This window comes from Alphaproteobacteria bacterium (assembly GCA_019635875.1).
In the GTDB taxonomy this organism is placed as follows: domain Bacteria; phylum Pseudomonadota; class Alphaproteobacteria; order Reyranellales; family Reyranellaceae; genus JAFAZJ01.
On record JAHBYP010000007.1, the window covers coordinates 258431 to 279774 of the forward strand.

Here is a 21344-nt window from a genome sequence, read left to right on the forward strand (position 1 = left end):
CCCTTCCGGCGCTGCTGCGCCACCTTCCCCCTCCGGGGGAAGGTAACCCCAAAGCTCATCTGCGATTGCCCAGCCGCTTTGCGGCGCCTCGCCCCTTGCTCATGCGCGGCCGAAGGCCTTGCGCAGCTCGTGCTTGGCTGCCTCGAGCGTGCGCTTGCGCACCTCGGGCAGGTTCCGGCCGGCGCGGTTGAGGTAGAAGGTCAGCATCGACATTGCCGATCGGTACGGGCTCGACTTGCGCCTTCGGCTGCGCTCGGCCGAGCGCTTCAGCGACTGCGCGATGCCGCGCGGCGAGCGCAGGGTGAAGACCTTCCTCTCGAGCGTGAGTGCGTCGCTGGTTTCGGTGACCTCGGTCGACCAGTAGCGCTTCGACGGCGCCTTGCGCCTGGCGGCGGTCTTGCGGCGGGCGGCCATGGGCATCTCCATCGCATCGGGGGGCGTCGCGTGCGCCTCCGCCTAACGCGTCCGGGCGCCGAAGGCTTCCATCCGCGCTTTTCGACACCGTAAGCGGAGGCAGAATCGCCTCTCTCGCAGCGATCGGAGTGGTGCGCGCGACACACGTAGAGGTGCAAATAGGAGATAGCCGCGTTCGGCGTTACACCGGCTCCCATCGTTCCCCATTGGAGCCCGTATCGTGTCCCGCAACCGCCACATCTCCCCAGACTTCTGGACCTGGGAGGCCGTCATCGACTGCGCGCCGATGAGCCGCCTGCTGTTCCTCGGCCTGCAGAACTTCGCCGACGATTTCGGCGTGCAGCCGCTTCGGCCGCGCACCATCCGCCTGCAGGTCTTTCCCGGCGACGACCTCGACGATGCGCGCGTGGCCGCCATGGTCGAGGAGCTGGCGTCGCACGGGCTGGTGCGGGCTTATGCGGTCGAGGGCGTCGAGTACCTCGCCGTCGTCGACTGGCATCTGCTGCACCGAGTCGGCCGGCGCGCCCGGCGGCGTTATCCGCGCGATCCCGCGCTGCCGCCCGAGGCGGTGGCCGAGCCGGCCCAGCCGGCGCCGGCGCAGCCCGTCGTCGAGGAGGTGCCCGCCGTGTCACCCGAGGTGGCGCGCTGGCGCAAATCGGTCGGCCGCTCGCTGCGCCACTTCCTGCCCCACAACGGGGCGCCCTTCGACGTCGAGGCGTGGATCGACCGCTGGATCGCCGATGGCTGCGACCTGCATTGCGACGTGCTGCCGGCGATCAGCGTCGCCCTGCGTCCGTCACCCGATCGCGAGGGCCCGCCCGGCCTCGCCGCGGTGGCGGCCTATGCCGAGGCCAACCGCGTGCGGCGCCTCGCGGTCGCTTCGATCGCGCTGTCGTCGTGACGCGATGCCGCGAACGCGATTCCCCTGTCATTCCGGGCGCAGCGAGGAATCCAGGCAGCTTCCCTAGATCCCTCGCTGCGCTCGGGATGACAGATGCGTCTAACCAAACGCTCGATGCTCTGCGATGCCGCGAATGCGATTCCCCTGTCATTCCGAGCGCAGCGAGGAATCCAGTGGAGGTGCCTGGATTCCTCGCCGCGCTCGGAATGACAGGACGGGCAAGTGAACGATGCCCGCTCCAGCTAGGCGAAACGGCCGTGGCAGTGCTTGTACTTCTTGCCCGAGCCGCAGGGGCAGGCGGCGTTGCGCGAGACCTTGCCCCAGGTCCCCGGGTCGTTGGGATCGACCCTGGCCGCGGCGCGCGCGCTGCGCACCGGCTGCGGCCGTCCGGCCATGTTGTCGGTGGCCGGGTCGGGATCGAAGCCGCCCGGCGGCAGCGCGCCCGAGGAGGCGTCGGCATAGAGCGCGTCGGCACCGGCCATGGCCGGGCTCTCGTGCATCGCCTGCATCATCGACGGGTCGGGGCCGACCGGCATCTGCGGCGGCTCCTCGAAGCGGATCTGCACATAGGCCAGCACCCGCGTCACTTCCTCGCGCATGTTGGCGAGCATGTCGTCGAACAGGTTGAAGGCCTCGCGCTTGTACTCGTTGAGCGGATCCTTCTGGCCGTAGGCGCGCAGGCCGATGCCCTGGCGCAGCTGGTCGAGATGCAGCAGGTGCTCCTTCCAGGACTGGTCGAAGACCTGCAGCACGACGCTCTTCTCGACCTGGCGCATGACGTCGGGGCCGTAATTGGCGGCCTTCTCCGCCATCAGGCGGTCGGCGGCGTCCTGCAGGCGCTCGCGGATCTCGTCGTCGGCGATGCCTTCCTCCCGGGCCCAGTCGGCGATCGGCAGGTCCAGCCCGAAGACCCGATTGGCGTGCTCGGTCAGGCCGGCGATGTCCCACTGCTCGGCGTAGCTGCCTTCGGGGATGGCGCGCTTGACCATGCCCTCGACCACCTGCTGGCGCATGCCCGAGACGGTGGTCGACAGGTCGTCCTCGGCCATCATCTCGATGCGCTCGGCATAGACCACCTTGCGCTGGGCGTTCATCACGTCGTCGTAGCGCAGCAGGTTCTTGCGGATCTCGAAGTTGCGCGCCTCGACCTTCTGCTGGGCGCGCTCCAGGGCCTTGTTGATCCAGCGATGGACGATGGCCTCGCCCTCCTGCAGGCCGAGCTTCTGCAGCACGCCTTCCATGCGGTTGGTGCCGAAGATGCGCATCAGATCGTCGTCGAGCGACAGGAAGAACTTCGACGCGCCGGGATCGCCCTGGCGGCCCGAGCGGCCGCGCAGCTGGTTGTCGATGCGCCGGCTCTCGTGGCGCTCGGTGCCGATGACGTAGAGCCCGCCGGCCTTGCGCACCCGCTCGCGCGCCTGGGCGATCTCGACCTCGATCTCCGCCTTGCGCTGGTCGCGCGCGCCGCCCTCGGCGACATCGGCCAGCTCGGCGCGCAGGCGCATCTCGAGGTTGCCGCCGAGCTGGATGTCGGTGCCGCGACCGGCCATGTTGGTGGCGATGGTCACCTCGCCCGGCCGCCCGGCCTGGGCGATGATCGTCGCCTCCTGCTCGTGGAAGCGCGCGTTCAGCACCTGGTGCTGGACGCCCTTGTCCCTGAGCGCCGCCGACAGCTCCTCGGATTTCTCGATCGACACGGTGCCGACCAGCACCGGCTGCTCGCGTTTGCGGGCCGCCTCGATCTCGGCGATGATCGCCGTCTGCTTCTCCTTGGCGGTGCGGTAGACCTCGTCGTCGTGGTCCTTGCGCGCCACCGTGACGTTGGTCGGGATCTCGACGACCTCCAGCCCGTAGATCTCGCCGAACTCCGCCGCCTCGGTCATCGCCGTGCCGGTCATGCCGGAGAGCTTGGGATACATGCGGAACAGGTTCTGGAAGGTGATCGAGGCCAGCGTCTGGTTCTCGCGCTGGATCTCGACCCGTTCCTTGGCCTCCAGCGCCTGGTGCAGGCCCTCGGAGTAGCGCCGGCCGGTCATCATGCGGCCGGTGAACTCGTCGATGATGATGACCTGGTTGTCCTTGACGATGTAGTCGACGTCGCGCGTGAACAGCTTGTGGGCGCGCAGCGCCTGCGTGGCGTGGTGCACCAGCGAGACGTTGTGCACGGCGTAGAGGTTGGAGTCGGCCTCGAGCAGGCCGTTCTCCTTCATCAGCTCCTCGATGCGCTCGGCGCCGATCTCGGTGAAGGACACGGTGCGCTGCTTCTCGTCCTTCTCGAAATGCTCGGCCGCCAGCAGCGGGATCAGGGCGTCGACGTTGCGGTAGAGCTCGGAGGAATCCTCGGCCGGGCCGGAGATGATCAGCGGCGTGCGCGCCTCGTCGATCAGGATCGAGTCGACCTCGTCGACGATGGCGAAGTTGAACGGCCGCTGCACCATTGCGTCGGCGTTGAACTTCATGTTGTCGCGCAGGTAGTCGAAGCCGATCTCGTTATTGGTGCCGTAGGTGACGTCGCAGGCATAGGCCGCGCGGCGCTCCTCGTCGCTGAGGTCGTGCACGATGCAGCCCACGGTGAGCCCGAGGAACCGGTAGATCTGGCCCATCCATTCGGAGTCGCGGCGGGCGAGGTAGTCGTTGACGGTGACGACATGCACGCCCTTGCCGGCGAGCGCGTTGAGGTAGACGGCCAGCGTGGCGACCAGGGTCTTGCCCTCGCCGGTCTTCATCTCCGCGATCTTGCCCTGGTGCAGCACCATGCCGCCCTTGAGCTGGACGTCGAAATGCCGCTGGCCCAGCGTGCGGATCGCCGCCTCGCGCACCGTGGCGAAGGCCTCGGCCAGCAGGTCGTCCAGGCTCTCGCCCTTGGCCAGGCGCTCGCGGAAGGCGGCGGTGCGTGCCCGCAGCTGCTCGTCGGACAGGCCCTTGAGCTCCGGCTCCAGCGCGTTGATCCGTGTCACCGGCTTGCCGAGGCCCTTGACGATGCGGTCGTTGGAGGTCCCGAAGATCTGTCGCGCGAGGGCGCCGAGCATTGAAAAACCTCGAAAAATCAGTGGGTCGCGGGCGGAGCCCGCGACCAGCCGCTGAGACATAGAGACGCCACTGGTGAGTGTCAACGCGGCCACTTCCGACGTTATTCACGCCGACGTGCGCGGCCGTGCGGCCCGGCGCAACTTGCGGGCGCCCGGGGCGTATGGTTTATGCTGCCGCCTTTCGCCGATCGTCCCTGGACGTCGAGCGCGAATCCCCTCGATACGGAGCCTCACGCATCATGTTCCGCAGCCCGCGCGGCCTTGCCGCCGCCCTGGTGCTTGGCCTTGCCGGCGGCTCGGCGCTCGCCGCCAGCGCCATCGCCCAGACCGCCCCGGCTCCAGCACCCGCTCCGGCCCCGGCCGCCGACCCGGTGGTCGCTACCGTCAACGGCCAGCCGATCCGCCTGTCCGACGTGCAGCGCCAGCAGGCCACCCTGCCCGAGCAATACCGTGCCCTGCCGCTGCACATGATCTTTCCGGCCCTGCTCGACCAGATGGTCGACCGGCGCCTGATGATCGTCGAGGCGCGCAAGTCCGAGATCCAGAAGACCGAGGACTACAAGCGCCGCATCGCCGATCTCGAGGAGCGCCTGGCGCAGGACGTCTGGCTGACCCGCGAGGTCGAGCGCCGCGTCACGCCCGAGCTGATCAAGGCGCGCTACGAGAAGAAGGTCAAGGATCGGCCCCCGGAGGACGAGGTCTCGGCCAAGCACATCCTGGTCGTCACCGAGGACGACGCCAAGAAGATCATCGAGGAGCTCGGCAAGGGCGGCGACTTCGCCAAGATCGCCAAGGAGAAGTCGACCGACAAGGCCTCGGGCGCCCAGGGCGGCGACCTCGGCTGGTTCAAGAAGGGCGACATGGTGAAGGAGTTCGCCGAGGCCGCCTTCGCGCTCGAGAAGGGCAAGACCACGACGGCGCCGGTGAAGACCCAGTTCGGCTTCCACGTCATCCGCCTGGAGGACCGCCGCAAGGCCGGCCCGCCGCCGCTCGCCGAGCTCGAGGACGAGATCAAGGGCGAGCTCACCCGCGAGGCCTTCTCGACCATGATCGAGGGCCTGCGCAAGGCGGCCAAGATCGAGAAGTTCAACATGGACGGCTCGCGCATCACCGAGACGCCGGTGCCGCCAGGTTCGCCGCCGGCCGCCAAGCCCCCCGAGAAGAAGTAGGTCGGGTCGGGGTCAAACACCGCCACGCCACTGTGAATCGGTGGCTTGGATGGTGTAACCTCCGTTCTCCTGTTGCGGCGCGTCCTTGCGGGCGCGCCGAAACGCTTGCGTACCCCGCTTTCCATGGCCTGCCGCCCGAGAGGCGACGATGAGCGCACCCATCCCGGTTTCTCCGCTGGCGCCCAAGACGACGCCCAGCCTGCCGCGCATCGCCGGCATCAGGCTCGGCGCGGTTGAAGCCGGCATCCGATACAAGGGCCGCCCTGATCTGATGATCGCCGTGCTGCCCGTCGGCTCGATCATCGCCGGCGTGCTGACCCGCTCGAAGACGGCTTCGGCGCCGGTCGACTGGTGCCGCAAGAATCTGGCGCGCGGCAAGGTGCGCGCCATCCTGGTCAACGCCGGCAACGCCAACGCCTTCACCGGCAAGCTGGGCGACAAGTCGGTCGAGGAGTCCACGCGCGCCGTGGCCCAGGCGCTGGGCTGCGCCCGCAACGAGGTGTTCATGGCCTCGACCGGCGTGATCGGCCAGCCGATGGATCCGGCGCCGATCACCAAGGCGGTGCCCGGCCTGCTCAAGGCGGCGCGCGAGGAATCGTGGGACGAGGCGGCGGCCTCGATCATGACCACCGACACCTTCCCCAAGCTGGCTACCCGTACCGCGCGCATCGGCGACGGCACGGTGACGATCAACGGCTTCGCCAAGGGCTCGGGCATGATCGCGCCCGACATGGCGACCATGCTGGGCTTCGCTTTCACCGACGCCAAGCTGCCGCCTGTCGTGCTGCAGAAGCTGCTGGCCGATTCGACCGACAAGTCGTTCAACTGCGTCACGGTCGACGGCGACACCTCGACCAGCGACACCTTCCTGCTGGCCTCGACCGCCGCGGCGCGCCATCCGCGCGTCGAGGAGGCCGACGATCCGCTGCTGGCCGATTTCCGCCGCGCGCTCGACGAGCTGATGATCGAGCTGGCGCAGCTGGTGGCCAAGGACGGCGAGGGCGCCTCGAAGTTCATCACCATCAACGTCACCGGCGCGACGAGCAACGGGGCGGCGCGCAAGATCGGTCTCGCCGTGGCCAACTCGCCGCTGGTCAAGACGGCGATCGCCGGCGAGGACGCCAACTGGGGCCGCGTGGTGATGGCCATCGGCAAGGCCGGCGAGAAGGCCGACCGCGACAAGCTGCGCATCTCGATGGGCGGCGTGCGCATCACCGACAACGGCCAGGTGGTGCCCAACTACGACGAGACGCCCGTCGTGAAGCACATCAAGGGCTCGGACGTCGTGATCGACATCGAGCTGGGCCTCGGCCGCGGCCGCTCCACGGTGTGGACCTGCGACCTGACGCATCGCTACATCGACATCAATGGCAGCTACCGCAGCTGATCGTCGGCTCGTGTCTCGCGTTACCTGTCATCCCGAGCGCAGCGAGGGATCCAGGCCGGTCCTGGATCCCTCGCTGCGCTCGGGATGACAGAGCTGGCCGCTCCACATGGACAAGTTCGAACCCTGCCCCGGCGGCCAGCCGCCGCTGGCCGGCCGCAAGCTGGTGCTGGTCGCCGCCGTGGCGATGATCGACATCGACGGCCGCGTGCTGGTCGCCCAGCGGCCATCAGGCAAGCCGATGGCCGGGCTGTGGGAGTTCCCCGGCGGCAAGGTCGACCCCGGCGAGACGCCCGAGGAGGCGCTGGTGCGCGAGCTGCGCGAGGAGCTGGGCGTCGAGACCACGGGCAGCTGCCTGGCGCCGATCGCCTTCGCCTCGCACGGCTACGAGAGCTTCCACCTGCTGATGCCGCTCTACGCCTGCCGCAAGTGGCAGGGCACACCGCGGCCGCGCGAGGGCCAGGTGCTGAAATGGGTCGAGGTGCGGGCGCTCGGCGACTACCCGATGCCGCCCGCCGATATCCCCCTCGTCGCCCAGCTGCGCGACCTGCTCTAGGCGGCGCGCAGCAGGCCGAGCTGGGTCAGCGCCGTCACGCCGTCGTCGAGGCCGACCTCGGAGACGATGCGGCCGCCCTCGAGCTTCAGCACCGTCGTGCCGGTGAAGTGCATCCTGCGGCCGCTTGCCGCCGGCAGCGAGCCCGACAGGAAGTCGCCGAACGCCGGCCCGGTATGGGTCCCGCCGCCTTCCCACTGGCCGACGACCCAGTCGCCTTCGGCGATCAGGTCGGCGGTGCCCCAGAAGCGCAGGTCGGGGAACGCGGTGCGGAAGTCGGTCATGAAGGCCTTGATGTCGTCGCGGCCGCGGCGCGGCTCGTGCAGCGAGTAGCGCAGCAGCATGTCGGGCGCGGCAAGCGCGTCGACGACGGCGAGATCGCAGGTCTCGCCCCAGAACTCGGTGAACCAGCGGCCGACGATGGCCTTGTTGTCGCTTTGCCTGGACATGGGTCGCTCTCCTCGTTTGGGCCGGCCCGACGCATCGGGCATGGCCGCAGGATGGACGACGGAGGCGAGCGAGAAACTCCGGCGCTTGCCGCGATATCGGGATCAGGTCGTCGGCGGCTGCAGCGCCGCCCCGGGGCGCCAGCCGGTGAGCTGGCGGAAGATCACCGCCTGGGTCGCGGCGACCAGGGCCAGCTTGAAGTAGTCGAGCGTGGCGACGATCAGGCCGAGCACCAGGGCCGCGCCGAGACCCGCGCCCGGCCCGACCAGCGAGCGCATCAGGGCCGTGGCGATGCCCAGCAGGAACAGCTGGCCGATCATGCCGATCACGGTGACCACGAACACGGTGCCGAGGCTCACCATCGCGTTGCCCTTGCTGTACTGCCAGGCCATCGAGGCGCGCCACGTCATGTCGACGGCCGGCGCGGCCAGGCCGAAGCTCAGCCGCATGCCGATCAGCGCGCCGACCAGGGCGATGGGCACGAGGATGCCCAGTGCCCGCACCTCCGCCGGCAGCGCGCGCACGTCCTGCTGCGTCATCGGCAGGTCGTCGGGCATCTGGAACAGGAACACGGCCATGACCGCGATCGGTATGCCGAAGATGACGAGGAACTCGCGCAGGAAGCCGGTCTCGCGCGCCGACCAGCTCAGCCCGGCGACGATCGAGGCCTGCGGCGGGCCGAGCAGCAGCCAGCGGTACCAGCCGACGGCGAACATCGCGGTGGGGACCAGATCGAGCAGCTTGACGATGCCCATCAGCTGCGGCGAGAGCGCGCCATCGGTCACCAGACGCACGCCGATCATCAGCGCGACCGAGATGATGGTCGGGATCAGCGCCAGGTCGAAGAACGCCCGCAGATTGCCGAAGGACAACCGGAAGGTCTGCGACATGACGTCGGGGAAATGCAGCGGCGGCGGCGAGCTCATGCCGCCTCAATATGGCGGTCCCACGCGCGCGGTGCCAGTCTCGCGTCAGCTTCCTGCTTTTTCCCCGGCCGGCCGTTCGATGGTGCCCAGCGCGTCGGCCAGCCGGCGGGTCGCGGCGCCGGGCGCCAGCGGCTGCTGCTGCGAGGCATGCGGCGCCCAGCCATGCAGGAAGATCACCTCGAAGGTGGCGGGCACCCGCTCATTGGCGCCGCCGTGACGCTGCTCGTAGATCGACAGCGCGCGCAGCAGCGTCTCGCGCCGCGACAGCGTCGGCCGGCGCCCGCGCACGGCGTTGCTCTCGCCCATGGCGCGCAGCTCGCGCAGCAGCGCCAGCGCGTCGGGATAGCTGACCTCGATGCGCTCCGCATCGCCCACCGGCAGGGCGAAGCCGGCGCGCTGCAGCAGGCCGGTGGCGTCGCGCAGATCGGCGAAGGGCGAAACGCGCGGGCTCAAGCCGCCCTCGACGTCGCTTTCGGCCTGGGCCAGCGCCTGGCGCAGCTGCCACAAGGTCTCGCCGCCCAGCAGCGCGCCGAGGAAGAGCCCGTCCGGCCTCAGGCTCTGGCGGATGCGCAGCAGGGTGCCGGGCAGGTCGTTGACCCAGTGCAGGCTCATGGCGCTCAGCGCCAGGTCGACGCTTCCCGGTGCGACCGGCAGCATCTCCTCGTCGCCGACCAGCGCCGGGCCGTGCACACGGGCGCGGCGTGCAAAGCCGTCGGCGAGGTCCATCTGCAGCAGGATCTCGACGCCGCCGCGCCGCTTGCCGTCGGGCCGGGCCAGCGCCGCGCCGACCTCGCCGCCGTGGCAGCCGATGTCGAGTGCCACGGGAAAGGCCCGCTTGATGTCGTCGAGCCGGTCGACCAGCCGCGCGGCGATCTCGCGCTTGAGGAAGGCCGCGCCGTCCCAGCCGCGCGCCACGCGCTCGCGCCTCAGGCGCACCACCGCGCGGTCGAACACCAGCATCGGATCGGGCATGCTCATGCGCGCGTGTACCACGCGCCTCCCTCTCCCCGCGAGCGGGGAGAGGGTCGGGGTGAGGGGCTGATCCTGGTTGCGCATCACGGCGGTACGCCACCTGCTGCAACCCCTCACCCTAACCCTCTCCCCGCTCGCGGGGAGAGGGAAGAAGACAAGGAAGGAGAGTCACATGGCCGACGAGGCACGCATCCGCGAGGAGATCTGCCGCATCGGCGAGAGCCTGTACCGGCGCGGCTATACCGTCGGCACGGCCGGCAACATCAGCGCGCGGCTCGACGACGGCTTCCTCATCACGCCGACCGACGCCTGCCTGGGCTTCCTCGAGGCGGCGCGGCTGGCCAGGCTCGATGCCAGGGGCGAGCAGGTGAGCGGCGATCGCGCCTCGAAGACCATCCTGCTGCACCGCGCGATCTACGACGCGCGGCCCGATGCCGGCGGCATCGTGCACACCCATTCGACCAACCTCGTGGCGCTCACCATGCTGCCCGACGTGAACCGCGAGGACGTGCTGCCGCCGATCACGCCCTATCACGTGATGAAGGTCGGCCACGTGCCGATGATTCCCTATCGCCGGCCGGGCGATCCCGAGGTGATCGACCTGGTGCTGGTGCATGCGCCGAAGGTGCGCGCGGTGCTGCTGGAGCGGCTCGGCCCGGTGGTGTGGAACGACACGGTCTCGAACGCCAGCTTCGCGCTGGAGGAGCTGGAGGAGACCGCCAAGCTCTGGCTGATGCTGCGTGCCCATCCGCCCGCCGGGCTCGACGCCGGCCGCATCGAGGAGATCAGGCGCGCATTCAAGGTCGAGTATTGAGCGCCATCGAATCGTCGGATTCCGACGCTGAGGTCCCCGACCGCGATGTCCTTCGACGCCCTGCGCCGACAATTCGAGCGTGCCGCTCCGCTGACCGCCCTGGTCCGTCGGGCGCGGGGCGCCGCGCGCGGCACGCTCGACACGCTGCTGCCGCCGCTCTGCCTGTCGTGCTCGGCACTGGTCAGCGAGCCGGGCGCGCTGTGCGCCGCCTGCTGGCCGAAGGTATCCTTCCTCGGCGCGCCGCTCTGCGCGCGCTGCGGCTTTCCCTTCGAGGTCGATGCCGGGCCCGGCACGCTGTGCGGCGCCTGCCTGAAGCGCGCGCCGCGCTATGACCGCGCCCGCGCCGCCTTCCGCTACGATGAAGGTTCGCGCGGCCTCGTGCTCGCCTTCAAGCATGGCGACCGCACCGACGCGGCGCCGGCCTATGGGCGCTGGCTGGCGCGGGCCGGCGCCGAGCTGCTGGCCGACGCCGACTTCCTGGCGCCGGTGCCGCTGCACCGCTGGCGGCTGTTCTGGCGCCGCTACAACCAGGCGGCGCTGCTCGCCCATGCCGCCGGCAAGGCGTCCGGCCGCACGGTGATGCCCGACCTGCTGATCCGCCGCCGCAACACGCCCTCGCAGGCCGACCGCGACGCGCGCGAGCGCCGTCGCAACGTCGCCGGCGCCTTCGCGCTCAACGAGCGCTATCGGCCCTTCATCCGCGGCCGTCGCGTCGTGCTGGTCGACGATGTGCTGACCACCGGCGCCACGGTCGAGGCCTGCACCCGCGTGCTGCGCCTGGCCGGCGCCGAGCGAGTCGACGTGCTGGCCCTGGCCCGCGTCGTTCGGCCGGAGTTCCGTTCCTGAGACCCGCCCTCTACACTCGCCGCAACAGAGAGGTCTCAAGATGCATGTGGTGGTCGTGGGTGCGGGGATCTCCGGGCTGAGCACCGCCTGGGCGATGGCCAAGCGCGGGCACAAGGTGACGTTGCTGGAACGCGACGTGCTGCCCAACCCGCTGGCGGCCTCGGGCGACCAGCACCGCATCACGCGCCGGGCCTATGGCGACATGCACGGCTACGCCATGCGCATGACGGAGTCCTTCGCCGCGTGGAACGAGCTGTGGGCCGATCTCGGGCGCGAGCACATGGCGCGCGTCGGCGTCAGCAGCGTCTCGCTGAAGGAGGGCGACCGTGCGCAGGCCTATGCCGAAGGCATGGCGCGCGACGGCTTCTCGTTCGAGACGTTCAAGACGGATGAGGCGGTCAAGCGCTACCCGTTCCTCGATCCCGAGCACGTGCGCGAGGTCTACTACTCGCGCGAGGGCGGCGCGCTGCTCTGCCAGCGCATCGCCTCGGACATGGCGGCGTGGCTGCAGGCCAGGAACGTCACCATCCGCACCCACGCGATCGTCGAGTCCATCGACACCGACGCCGCCAGCGTCACCTTGCGCTCGGGCGAGAGGATCGCCGCCGACAGCGTCGTCGTCACCGCCGGCGCCTGGGTCGGCACGCTGTTCCCCGACCTTGCGCGCACCCTCGTCGCCCATCGCACCTGCGTCATCTACCTGGAGCCGCCGGCCGACCTGAAATCGGCGTGGTCGAAGGCGCCGTCGATGGCCGGACTCGGCGTCGACGGCTATGTGCTGCCGCCGTCGATGGGCACGCAGCTGAAGTTCGGCGCCAGCTTCACGCGCATGCCGTGGCACCCGGACGAGCCGTTCGAGGTCGACCGCGCCACGGCGCTTGAGATGCGCGAGATCTTCGCGCCGCTCTTCGTCCGCATCGACGAATACCGCATCACCGACACGAGGCGCTGCGTCTATACCTTCACCGAGGACTGGCACTTCCATGGCGAGCGCCGCGGCGCCACCTGGATCATCTCGGCCTGCTCGGGCCATGGCTACAAGTTTGGCACGGCGGTGGGCCGGCGCGTCGCCGACGCCCTGGAAACCGGCGACGATCGCACCCTTGTCGAGTGGCTCGCCGCCCGCGATTGAGCGGGGCGATCATGTGTGGCGTTTGAGCGACGGCCACAACTCCCTCTCCCCGCTTGCGGGGAGAGGGTCGGGGTGAGGGGTCGATTGAGGTTGCGTGGGACGGTGGTGCGCCACTCGATGCAGCCCCTCACCCCAACCCTCTCCCCGCTCGCGGGGAGAGGGAGCGGAAGGCGTTCGCCCCGGGGAACCGGGGAGGCTATAGTCGCGCTGTCCGTCAGCGTAGCAGGTAGAGGCCCGCGCATGGCCAAGGTCGAGATGTACACGACGCAGTGGTGCGGCTATTGCGCCCGCGCGCGGGCGTTGCTGGAGCGCAAGGGCGTCCCGTACACCGAGTACGACGTCGAGGAAGAGGCCGGCAGGCGCGAGGAAGCCCGCGCGCGCTCGGGCGGGCGCACCTCGGTGCCGCAGATCTTCATCGACGGCAAGCACATCGGCGGCAGCGACGAGATGGCCGCGCTCGATCGGGCGGGCAAGCTCGACCCGCTGCTGGCCGCCTGAGACGGAGGGCCTCCGATGTCCGCCACGTTCACCGCCGGCCTGATCCAGGTCAACGCCACCAACGAGCTGGCGCCCAACATCGCCTTCATCGAGGAGCAGACGCGGCGCGCGCGCGACGCGGGCGCCGAGTTCGTCATGACGCCGGAGAATTCCACCCTGATCGGCGCCAATCGCGGCGAGACGCTGGCCAAGGCGCTGCCCGAGGAGGACCATCCCGGGCTGGCCTCGGCGCAGGCGATCGCCAAGGAATGCGGCGTGTGGTTCCTGGTCGGCTCGATCCATGTGAAGGTCGAGGCCGAGCGCAATGCCAACCGGTCCTACCTGGTGGCGCCCGATGGCGGCATCGTCGCCAGCTACGACAAGATCCACATGTTCGACGTGCAGCTCGCCGGCGGCGAGACCTATCGTGAATCCTCGACCTTCCGCCCGGGCGAGCAGGCGGTGATCGCCGAGACGCCGTGGGGCAGGCTCGGCATGACCATCTGCTACGACCTGCGATTCCCCTACCTTTATCGCGCGCTGGCGCATGGCGGGGCGCAGATGCTGTCGATCCCCTCGTCGTTCACCGTGCCGACCGGCCGGGCGCACTGGCACACCTTGATGCGCGCGCGCGCCATCGAGACCGGCTGCTACGTATTCGCCCCGGCCCAGGTCGGCAGCCACGCCGGCAACCGCAAGACCTACGGCCACTCGCTCGTGGTGGCGCCGTGGGGCGAGGTGATCGCCGACGCCGGCGATTCCGGCCCGGGCTTCGTCACCGCGCAGATCGACATGGCCAAGGTCGCCGAGGCGCGCCAGGCTGTGCCCTCGCTGACCCACGACCGCAGCTACAGCGGCCCCACCGTGCGCACCTACGCGCTGCCGAAGGCGGCGGAGTAGAGCCATGGCGACGGGCGGCCCCCTGCGTCGCGAGCTTGGCAAGCTCTCGCCCGGCGAGCGGCTGCGTCTGGCGCATGAGCTGATTGACAGTGTCGCCGGCGAGGAAATGCCGCCGCCGCCGCTAACTGAGGAGCAACTGGTGGAGCTGCGCGAGCGAGTGGCTCGCTACCGTGCGGACAAAGATGCCCGTCGTTGGACCCTGGAGGAGATTCTGAGCGAGCGCAGCCGCGACTGAGATGGTGTTTGAGGTATCCTGGACCGGCCCCGCGCGCGGCGATGTCCATGATGCTCGCCACTACTACGGCGCGATCGATGCGCGTCTGGATGCCGCATTGGTCGAGCGGTTGCGCCGTAGCGAGCGTCTCTTGTTGGAGAATCCACTCATCTATCCAATCGTCGACGGCGATCTCCGGCGCGCACCCCTGCGGCAGTTCCCGTACGCACTCTTCTATCTGGTCGAGAACAACGGCATCATTGTCGTCGCATTGATGCACCACAAGCGCCGCCGGCTTGCACGCGACGAACTAGTCGGCGCCTAGAACCGACGCGCGGCGATGCGTTGGACCATCGCCGGGCGCGGGTCGCTCAGCATCACCGCTTCGTAGGCGACCACCGACAGGCCGCCCTCGCGCGCGACATCGAGCAGTTCGCCGTCGCGCAGCAGGAAGGCGGGGTTGCCCGGCTTGCCGAAGCGTTCGTTGCCGACCATGAACGTCTCGTAGAGCAGCACGCCGCCGGGCGCGAGCGCCGCCAGCAGCGCTGGCCACAGCGGGCGGTGGAGGTAGTTGGTCACCACCACCGCGCCGAAGCGGCGGCCGGGCAGGGGCCAGGGCGAGCCGTCCTCGAGGTCGGCGGCGATTATCTCGGCGCCGGGGTCGCCTCTCAGGTCCGCCAGGCCGGAGATGTCGCGGTCCACCGCCGTGACCGGATGCCCACGTCCGCGGAGATGGCGCGTGTGCCGGCCGCCGCCGGCGGCGACATCGAGGATGGCGGCGCCCGGCGCGATCAGCGGCGCCCAGCGGGTGATCCAGGAAGAGGCGGTCATCCTTGTAACCGGCTTGTCAAACGGCCTGCCTTGCCCCACATCTATTGGCACTCCGGCATCCGGAGTGCCAAGGCTGTGGTTGGGGAATGATCAAGTACACGCTGCGTTGCTCGAAAGACCACCGGTTCGACAGCTGGTTCCGCGACAGCGCCACTTACGAGAAGCAGGAAAAGCGGCGGCTGCTCGAGTGCCCGACCTGCGGCGATTCGAAGGTCGAGCGCGCGCTGGTCGCGCCCAACGTGACAGCCAAGGGCAACCGCAGGACCGGCCCGGCGCGCCCGCCCCGCCAGGTCGAGGAGAGCGCGCCGCCGGCGACCGAGGCGCCGGCCCAGCCCGTCGCCACTGTGCCGCCGAACATGCCGCCGGAGCTGCGCAAGGTGCTGCTGGAGCTGCGCGGCCAGGTCGAGAAGAACTGCGACTATGTCGGCGAAAAGTTCGCCGAGGAGGCGCGCAAGATCCACTACGGCGAGGCCGACAAGCGCGGCATCTACGGCGAGACCTCGGACGAGGAGGCCGCGGCGCTGGCCGACGAGGGCATCGAGTTCGGCCGCCTGCCCTGGGTGCCCAAGGGCAATTGACGGCGCAAAAAGATAGGCCCCGCGCGGGAAGTGCGGGGCCGAGTCGGGGGAGAAATGTGGTACCGCGGGGGGAGATAATGCGGTCCACCGACAGCACAACGAGCCGCTCTCCGGGAAGGTTGCACGGCACCCCCTGAAAATATTTCCCCGCCGCGCGAACTGTCATCCCGAGCGAAGCGAGGGATCTACGGCGGGCCTGGATCCCTCGCTTCGCTCGGGATGACAGGGCCTCCAGGCTCAGCCTCCGAGATGCGCCAAAGGCAGCGGCGCGCCTGACTTCAGGGTCTGGATGGCGATGTTGCTGCGCACCTCGCGGATCACCGGCAGGTTCAGGAGCTTGCCGACCAGGAAGCGCTGGTAGTGCTGCAGGTCGGGGACCACCACTTCCAGTAGATAGTCGGCCTCGCCCGACACCATATGACAGGCCACGACCTCGGGCATGGCCACCAGCTGCGCCTCGAAATCGTCGCAGCGCTCGTCGGCGTGGTTGCCGATGCGCACGCCGATGAAGACGGTCAGGCCCAGGCCGACCCGCTCGCGGCCCAGCATGGCGCGATAGGCGCCGATATAGCCTTCGCGCTCCAGCCGCCTGACCCGCCGCAGGCAGGGCGAGGGCGACAATCCCACGCGCTCGGCCAGCTGCACGTTGGTCAGCCGGCCATCCGCCTGCAGGGTGGCGATGATCCGGCGGTCGATGGCGTCCAGGTCAGTGCTTGGCATCTTGTGTCTCGAACCTGTCGTCTATTAGCAGGATATCGCTCAGAAGAAGCAGGTCGCGCTACATTTCGCAAGGACACGCTCGCGGTGTCCGTCGCATGGTTGGCCCGCCAAGCAACGGAGCCTCGCATGACCGACCGCCACGCCAGCCTCACCCGGGCCGTCCAGCGCTATCTCGACCTATGCCAGGACAACGACATCTCGCGCTTCGACCGGGTCTTCCGGCCGACGGCGCAATTGCACGGCTTCGTCGACGGCGTGCTGAAGAAGACCACCGCGGCGGAGTTCCGCGACGGCTTCCTCAGCCGGCCCTCGCCGGTCTCGCAGGGCTCGAAGCGCGCCGACGAGATCCTGCTGATGGACTTCGCCTCCGACACGCAGGCGATGACCAAGCTGCGCCTGCGCATCAACGACACGATCTACGTCGACTACCTCACCTGGCACCGCGTCGACGGCGAATGGCTGATCACCGCCAAGGGCTTCCATATCGAGACCGCGAAGGCCGCGTAGGTCTTCGGGAACCCTGTGACCGTTCGGGAGTTACACCGCGCAGTCGGCCGGAATCCATTCTGTCCGCCGGCGCCCGCCGCTGACTCCCGAGCTCTCCCCTGGGGATAGGCGGCGGGCGTCGCACCCCTCCGGTTGGACAGCCCGACGCAACTTCCCTACCGTCCGCCCCGGGAGCCAACGCGACCGGGGAGGGACGCGGCCATGGGCGAAACGCTGTTCAGGAACGTGCGGGTGATCGACGGCTCGGGCGAGGCGCCCTTCGCCGGCGAGGTGCTGGTCCAGGGCAATCGCATCAAGGCGATCGCGCGCCGACCGGCGACGCTCGGCGTCGGGCCCGAGATCGCCGTGGTCGATGGCGGCGGCGCCACCTTGATGCCGGGCCTCGTCGAGGCGCACGCCCATCCCAGCTTCATCAACACGCCGTCCGCGCCGGCGCTGGGCGAGGTGCCGCCGGAGGAGCACACCCTGCTCACGGCAAAGTTCGCGCGCCTGCTGCTCGACCACGGCTTCACGGCGCTGCACAGCGCCGCCGCGGCCAAGCCGCGCCTCGACGTCGCCGTGCGCAACGCCATCAACGCCGGCGACCTGGTGGGGCCGCGCATGCTGGCGGCGTCGCTGGAGATGACGGTGACCAGCGGGCTGGGCGACGTGCGGCTCAACCACCTGCATCGCGAGACCTTCGCCGTGGTCGCCGACGGCGCCGACGAGTTCCGCCGCTGGGCGCGCTTCTTCGTGCGCGAGGGCGTCGACGTCTTGAAGATCAATCCCTCGGGCGACGAGGGCACGCCGGGCTCGAAGGCGCACATGACGGTGATGACCGACGCCGAGGTCGCCGCCGTGGCCGAGGTGGCACGGGCGCACGAGAAGCGCATGGCGGCGCATGCGCGCAGCGCCGGCGCGGTGAAGATGTGCCTGCGCCACGGCGTCGACGTGATCTATCACGCCACGCTGTGCGACGAGGAGGCGCTCGACATGCTGGAGGCGAAGAAGGCGCGCGTCTTCGTGGCGCCGACCATCGGCATCACGGTTGGCGCCTACAAGGAGGCGCCGTCGCGCGGCGTCAACCTGCCCGACGATGTGAAGCGCCGCTTCGACAACGAGTTCGTCAGGGGCATCGAGAACATGAAGGCGCTGAAGAAGCGCGGCGTGCGCGTGCTGCCCGGCGGTGATTACGGCTTCGCCTTCAACCCGATGCCGCGCAACGCGCGCGACATGGAGCATTTCGTCAGCCTGTTCGGCTTCACGCCGATGGAGGCGATCGTCGCGGCGACGAAGTACGGCGGCGAGCTGATGGCCCGGGGCGCCGGGCCGGGCGAGAGCGAACGCGCCGCGCCCGAGCTTGGCCTGGTGAAGGAGGGCTTTCTTGCCGACCTGCTGCTGGTCGACGGCGATCCGTCGGTCGACGTCTCGATCCTGCAGGACGCCAACCGACTGCTGGCGATCATGAAGGACGGCGCCTTCCACAAGCCGCCGCCCGCGCACCGCGAAGCGCGGCCGATGGCGGCGGAGTAGGAGGTAGGTATTCCCTTCCCCCGGAGGGGGAAGGTGCCCGAAGGGCGGAAGGGGGATGTCGAAGCCGAACGCCGGAGTCCGTCTTCGACATCCCCCATCCGGCGCTGCGCGCCACCTTCCCCCTCCGGGGGAAGGTATTGACGTGCGATCAGCGCAGCGCGGCGCAGGCGCGCTGGATGCGGCGGCCGGCTTCCTCGACCAGCTCGGTGGCGGTGGCGTAGGAGATGCGGAAGGCCGGGCCCATGCCGAAGGCCGAGCCCTGCACCACCGAGAGCCCCTCGGCCTCGAGCAGGTAGTTCACGAAGTCGGTGTCGTTGGTGATCGTCTTGCCTTCGGGCGTCTTCTTGCCGATCGTGCCGGCGCAGGACGGGTAGACGTAGAACGCGCCCTCCGGCCGCGGGCACTTGATGCCGGTGGCCTGGTTCAGCATCGAGACGATGAGGTCCCGGCGCTGCCTGAAGACGGCGTTGTTCTTCGGGATGAAGTCGGTCGGCCCGTTGAGCGCCGCGACCGACGCGGCCTGGCTGATCGAGCTGGCGTTCGACGTGCTCTGCGACTGGATGGTGATCATGGCGTTGATCAGCGCCTGCGGGCCGGCGGCGTAGCCGATGCGCCAGCCGGTCATGCAATAGGCCTTCGACACGCCGTTCATGGTGAGCGTGCGGTCGAACAGCCCGGGCTCGATCTCGGCCGGCGTGCTGAAGACGAAGTCGTCGTAGACCAGCTTCTCGTACATGTCGTCGGTCAGCACCCAGACATGCGGATGCCTCAGCAGCACGTCGCACAGCGCGCGCAGCTCGGCCTTGGAATAGGCCGCGCCGGTCGGGTTCGAAGGCGAGTTCAGGATCAGCCACTTGGTGCGCGGCGTGATGGCGCGCTCGAGATCCTCGGGCTGCAGCTTGAAGCCCTTGGGCTCTGGGCAATCGACGATCACCGGCGTGCCGTCGGCGATCGCCACCATCTCCGGATAGGACACCCAGTAGGGCGCCGGCACGATCACCTCGTCGCCGGCGTTGAGCGTCGCCAGCATGGCGTTGAAGATGATCTGCTTGCCGCCGTTGGTGACCAGGGTCTGCGACACCTTGTAGTCGAGCCCGTGGTCGCGCTTGAACTTCTCGACGATCGCCGAGCGCAGCGCCGGCGTGCCGGCGATCGCGGTGTAGCGCGTGTCGTTCTCGCGGATCGCCTTGTAGGCGGCTTCCTTGATGTGATCGGGAGTCGGGAAGTCGGGCTCGCCGGCGGCCAGGCCGATGACATCCTTGCCCGCCGCCTTCATCTCCAGAAACTTGCCCTGCGCGGCGTTCGTGGGCGACGGCTTGATGCGACTGAGACGGTCGGCGATGAAGGCCATGGCTGGGGCTTCCCGGATGTCGCCCGGGTACCGCCGGGCGCGCGCCCTTTTTTGGGCGGCGCAACCTAATGGCTGCCGTCCGCGCCTGCAAGGCGAGGGACGGGGCGAGGGGCGGGAAATCTTGTCCTCGCACAATCCCAACTCCGTCATTCCGAGCGGAGCGAGGAATTCCGGGCGCGCCAGCCTGCGTTCCGGGAAGGATTCCTCGCTTCGCTCGGAATGACAGGAACGGCGCTCGGAACGACAGGAGATCAGCGCTCGCCGTACTCGTCGACCACCTGCTCGAGGAACTGCGAGAAGGCCATCAGCAGCGGCGTGGGGTGCGCGACGCCGCCCTGGATGGTCGCCAGGCGCCATTCGCCCATGCGCCGCACCAGCGGCGTGACGTCGCGCCGCACGTCCTCGGGCAGGCGCTCGAGCGCCTGATTGACGTCGTTGGCGACGAGGAAGAGATCGCCGATCTCGACAAAGCGCAATTGGGACATGGTCAACTCTTCGGTACGCCACCGACGAAGCACAGGATGATGCCGGCTTCGTTGGCGCAGATGTGACTGTTGCCGTCGGGCGCGCGCGTCTGCAGGACGGCGTCCTTGGGCACCTTCACCCAGCTTCCGTTGAGCTGGGCTCGCCAGGCGCCCTCGTCGTCGACATAGGCGCGCGTCGGGCGGCAGTCGCGGTTGTCGCAGCAGGACGCACCCGATTTCGGATGCTCCAGCTTCAAGTACCAGTCGTGGTTCTCGGCATGGCCGACGCCGTGCTGGCCGGATTGCGCGAAGGAGACGAGCGGCGCAGCGATCAGCAGCGACGCGAGGACCGTGACCCGCATGGCAGACTCCATCTATCGATGTGCGCCACACGCTGAGGGGGACAACGCTTGCGGGGGCGACGGCTGCTGAACGTCGCGTCTCCGACAAGGTTTCTCGCGGCCATTTGCCGTCGCCGTTTCGCCGGATTCACGCCACTTTGTGCGCGGCCTTGAGCATCGAGCGTCAGAACGAACTCAGCCGTCTTTCTGGGAGCGCCGGCGTCCCGCCGGCGCTCCCAAAGACGCGTGATTCCGCCTTTTCGTTCGTCGCTCTAGCGCGCGCTGTACTCGTCGCCCAGCAGTTCGAGGAATCGCGAGAAGGCCACAAGCAGCGTCGTGGGGCGGGCGACCTCGCCCTGGATCGTCGCCAGGCGCCACTCGCCCATGCGTCGCAGCAGCGGCGCGATGTCGCGACGTAGGTCCTCAGGCAGGCTCGCCAGCGCCCGATCGACATCGTCGGCGATGAGGATGATGTCGCTTACCTCGATGATGGTAGGACGGGTCATGGTCAGGCCTTCGGTACGCCGCCGATGAAGCACAGGATCACGCCGGCGTCGGTGGCGCAGATGTGGCTGTTGCCGTCGGGCGCGCGCGTGCTGAGCACGGCGGCCCTGGGCACCTTCACCCATGCCCCGTTGAGCTGCGCCCGCCAGGCGCCGTTGTCGTCGACGTATGCGCGCGTCGGCCGGCAGTCGCGGTCGCCGCAGCACGAGACGCCGGTATTGGGATGCAACAGCTGCCGGTACCAGTCGTGGTGCTCGGCGTGACCCGCGCCATGGTCACCGGACCGGGCGTAGGAGAGGAGCGGCGCGGCGATTACCAGCGCCGCGAGGACGGTGATCCGCACGGCGGGCTCCACAAA

Annotated in this window: 26 protein-coding genes; 14 read left to right on the forward strand and 12 right to left on the reverse strand. The window is 69.3% G+C overall.

Annotation, left to right across the window (positions count from 1 at the left end; genetic code table 11):
• Positions 1–99: 99 nt before the first annotated feature.
• Positions 100–420, reverse strand: coding sequence for a DUF3175 domain-containing protein (locus tag KF889_23775; protein ID MBX3502475.1), 321 nt, complete (start codon positions 418–420; stop codon positions 100–102).
• A 214-nt stretch (positions 421–634) separates the two neighbouring features.
• Between KF889_23775 and KF889_23780 the strand changes: the two genes are divergently transcribed.
• Complete coding sequence (locus tag KF889_23780) at positions 635–1315, forward strand: hypothetical protein (protein ID MBX3502476.1); 681 nt, start codon at positions 635–637, stop codon at positions 1313–1315.
• 242 nt (positions 1316–1557) lie between these two features.
• Here the strand turns inward: KF889_23780 and secA are convergent, their stop codons facing one another.
• Positions 1558–4344, reverse strand: a complete 2787-nt coding sequence (gene secA, locus KF889_23785) for a preprotein translocase subunit SecA (GenBank protein ID MBX3502477.1) — start codon at positions 4342–4344, stop codon at positions 1558–1560.
• A 239-nt stretch (positions 4345–4583) separates the two neighbouring features.
• On the opposite strand from secA, the gene KF889_23790 reads away from it, so the two are divergent.
• The 3 genes from KF889_23790 (at position 4584) to mutT (ending at position 7453) form a co-directional block, all read left to right on the forward strand.
• Positions 4584–5513, forward strand: a complete 930-nt coding sequence (locus KF889_23790) for a peptidylprolyl isomerase (GenBank protein MBX3502478.1) — start codon at positions 4584–4586, stop codon at positions 5511–5513.
• 148 nt (positions 5514–5661) lie between these two features.
• A complete protein-coding gene (gene argJ / locus KF889_23795) occupies positions 5662–6900 on the forward strand; it encodes a bifunctional glutamate N-acetyltransferase/amino-acid acetyltransferase ArgJ (protein MBX3502479.1) in 1239 nt (412 codons plus the stop codon).
• Positions 6901–7006: 106 nt separating this feature from the next.
• Positions 7007–7453, forward strand: coding sequence for an 8-oxo-dGTP diphosphatase MutT (mutT, locus tag KF889_23800; GenBank protein ID MBX3502480.1), 447 nt, complete (start codon positions 7007–7009; stop codon positions 7451–7453).
• Here the strand turns inward: mutT and KF889_23805 are convergent.
• The 3 genes from KF889_23805 to KF889_23815 all read right to left on the reverse strand — a co-directional run bounded on the left by KF889_23805 (position 7450) and on the right by KF889_23815 (position 9795).
• On the reverse strand, positions 7450–7899 hold the full coding sequence (locus KF889_23805; GenBank protein ID MBX3502481.1) for an ester cyclase: 450 nt from the start codon (positions 7897–7899) through the stop codon (positions 7450–7452). The two genes, mutT and KF889_23805, sit on opposite strands and share 4 nt — an antisense overlap.
• Before the next feature lie 102 nt (positions 7900–8001).
• Positions 8002–8823, reverse strand: coding sequence for a hypothetical protein (locus KF889_23810; protein MBX3502482.1), 822 nt, complete (start codon positions 8821–8823; stop codon positions 8002–8004).
• Between the two features lie 45 nt (positions 8824–8868).
• Positions 8869–9795 carry a methyltransferase domain-containing protein gene (locus KF889_23815; protein MBX3502483.1) on the reverse strand — a complete coding sequence of 309 codons (927 nt, stop codon included), beginning with the start codon at positions 9793–9795 and terminating at the stop codon, positions 8869–8871.
• A 172-nt stretch (positions 9796–9967) separates the two neighbouring features.
• On the opposite strand from KF889_23815, the gene KF889_23820 reads away from it, so the two are divergent.
• From KF889_23820 to KF889_23850, 7 genes are all read left to right on the forward strand, one after another.
• Positions 9968–10609: an aldolase gene (locus KF889_23820; GenBank protein ID MBX3502484.1), complete on the forward strand. Its 642-nt coding sequence runs from the start codon at positions 9968–9970 to the stop codon at positions 10607–10609.
• A gap of 45 nt (positions 10610–10654) precedes the next feature.
• On the forward strand, positions 10655–11455 hold the full coding sequence (locus KF889_23825) for a ComF family protein (GenBank protein ID MBX3502485.1): 801 nt from the start codon (positions 10655–10657) through the stop codon (positions 11453–11455).
• A 40-nt stretch (positions 11456–11495) separates the two neighbouring features.
• Positions 11496–12587, forward strand: a complete 1092-nt coding sequence (locus KF889_23830) for an FAD-binding oxidoreductase (protein MBX3502486.1) — start codon at positions 11496–11498, stop codon at positions 12585–12587.
• 240 nt (positions 12588–12827) lie between these two features.
• Positions 12828–13085 carry a glutaredoxin 3 gene (grxC, locus tag KF889_23835; protein MBX3502487.1) on the forward strand — a complete coding sequence of 86 codons (258 nt, stop codon included), beginning with the start codon at positions 12828–12830 and terminating at the stop codon, positions 13083–13085.
• Positions 13086–13100: 15 nt separating this feature from the next.
• Positions 13101–13964, forward strand: coding sequence for a carbon-nitrogen hydrolase family protein (locus KF889_23840; protein ID MBX3502488.1), 864 nt, complete (start codon positions 13101–13103; stop codon positions 13962–13964).
• Positions 13965–13968: 4 nt separating this feature from the next.
• A complete protein-coding gene (locus KF889_23845; protein ID MBX3502489.1) occupies positions 13969–14199 on the forward strand; it encodes an addiction module protein in 231 nt (76 codons plus the stop codon).
• Between the two features lies 1 nt (position 14200).
• Entirely contained in the window at positions 14201–14503 is a 303-nt protein-coding gene (locus tag KF889_23850) for a type II toxin-antitoxin system RelE/ParE family toxin (GenBank protein MBX3502490.1), read from the forward strand.
• Here the strand turns inward: KF889_23850 and KF889_23855 are convergent.
• Positions 14500–15009 (reverse strand): class I SAM-dependent methyltransferase, encoded by a 510-nt coding sequence (locus KF889_23855; protein ID MBX3502491.1) that lies wholly within the window; start codon positions 15007–15009, stop codon positions 14500–14502. The two genes, KF889_23850 and KF889_23855, sit on opposite strands and share 4 nt — an antisense overlap.
• Before the next feature lie 86 nt (positions 15010–15095).
• Here KF889_23855 and KF889_23860 point away from each other — a divergent pair, with 86 nt between their 5' ends.
• Positions 15096–15587 carry a DUF1178 family protein gene (locus KF889_23860; GenBank protein MBX3502492.1) on the forward strand — a complete coding sequence of 164 codons (492 nt, stop codon included), beginning with the start codon at positions 15096–15098 and terminating at the stop codon, positions 15585–15587.
• Between the two features lie 237 nt (positions 15588–15824).
• On the opposite strand, the gene KF889_23865 is transcribed toward KF889_23860, so the two are convergent.
• The gene (locus KF889_23865) at positions 15825–16307 is read right to left on the reverse strand and encodes an Lrp/AsnC family transcriptional regulator (protein ID MBX3502493.1); all 483 of its coding nucleotides are present in this window, start codon (positions 16305–16307) and stop codon (positions 15825–15827) included.
• A 126-nt stretch (positions 16308–16433) separates the two neighbouring features.
• Here KF889_23865 and KF889_23870 point away from each other — a divergent pair, with 126 nt between their 5' ends.
• Positions 16434–16814 carry a nuclear transport factor 2 family protein gene (locus tag KF889_23870; GenBank protein ID MBX3502494.1) on the forward strand — a complete coding sequence of 127 codons (381 nt, stop codon included), beginning with the start codon at positions 16434–16436 and terminating at the stop codon, positions 16812–16814.
• A gap of 201 nt (positions 16815–17015) precedes the next feature.
• Positions 17016–18326, forward strand: a complete 1311-nt coding sequence (locus KF889_23875) for an amidohydrolase family protein (GenBank protein ID MBX3502495.1) — start codon at positions 17016–17018, stop codon at positions 18324–18326.
• A gap of 148 nt (positions 18327–18474) precedes the next feature.
• On the opposite strand, the gene KF889_23880 is transcribed toward KF889_23875, so the two are convergent.
• The 5 genes from KF889_23880 to KF889_23900 all read right to left on the reverse strand — a co-directional run bounded on the left by KF889_23880 (position 18475) and on the right by KF889_23900 (position 21329).
• Entirely contained in the window at positions 18475–19677 is a 1203-nt protein-coding gene (locus KF889_23880; GenBank protein MBX3502496.1) for a pyridoxal phosphate-dependent aminotransferase, read from the reverse strand.
• Positions 19678–19928: 251 nt separating this feature from the next.
• Positions 19929–20162, reverse strand: coding sequence for a hypothetical protein (locus KF889_23885; protein ID MBX3502497.1), 234 nt, complete (start codon positions 20160–20162; stop codon positions 19929–19931).
• 2 nt (positions 20163–20164) lie between these two features.
• Positions 20165–20503: a hypothetical protein gene (locus KF889_23890; GenBank protein ID MBX3502498.1), complete on the reverse strand. Its 339-nt coding sequence runs from the start codon at positions 20501–20503 to the stop codon at positions 20165–20167.
• 251 nt (positions 20504–20754) lie between these two features.
• On the reverse strand, positions 20755–20988 hold the full coding sequence (locus tag KF889_23895; GenBank protein MBX3502499.1) for a hypothetical protein: 234 nt from the start codon (positions 20986–20988) through the stop codon (positions 20755–20757).
• Positions 20989–20990: 2 nt separating this feature from the next.
• Positions 20991–21329, reverse strand: a complete 339-nt coding sequence (locus tag KF889_23900; GenBank protein MBX3502500.1) for a hypothetical protein — start codon at positions 21327–21329, stop codon at positions 20991–20993.
• Between the last annotated feature and the right edge of the window lie 15 nt (positions 21330–21344).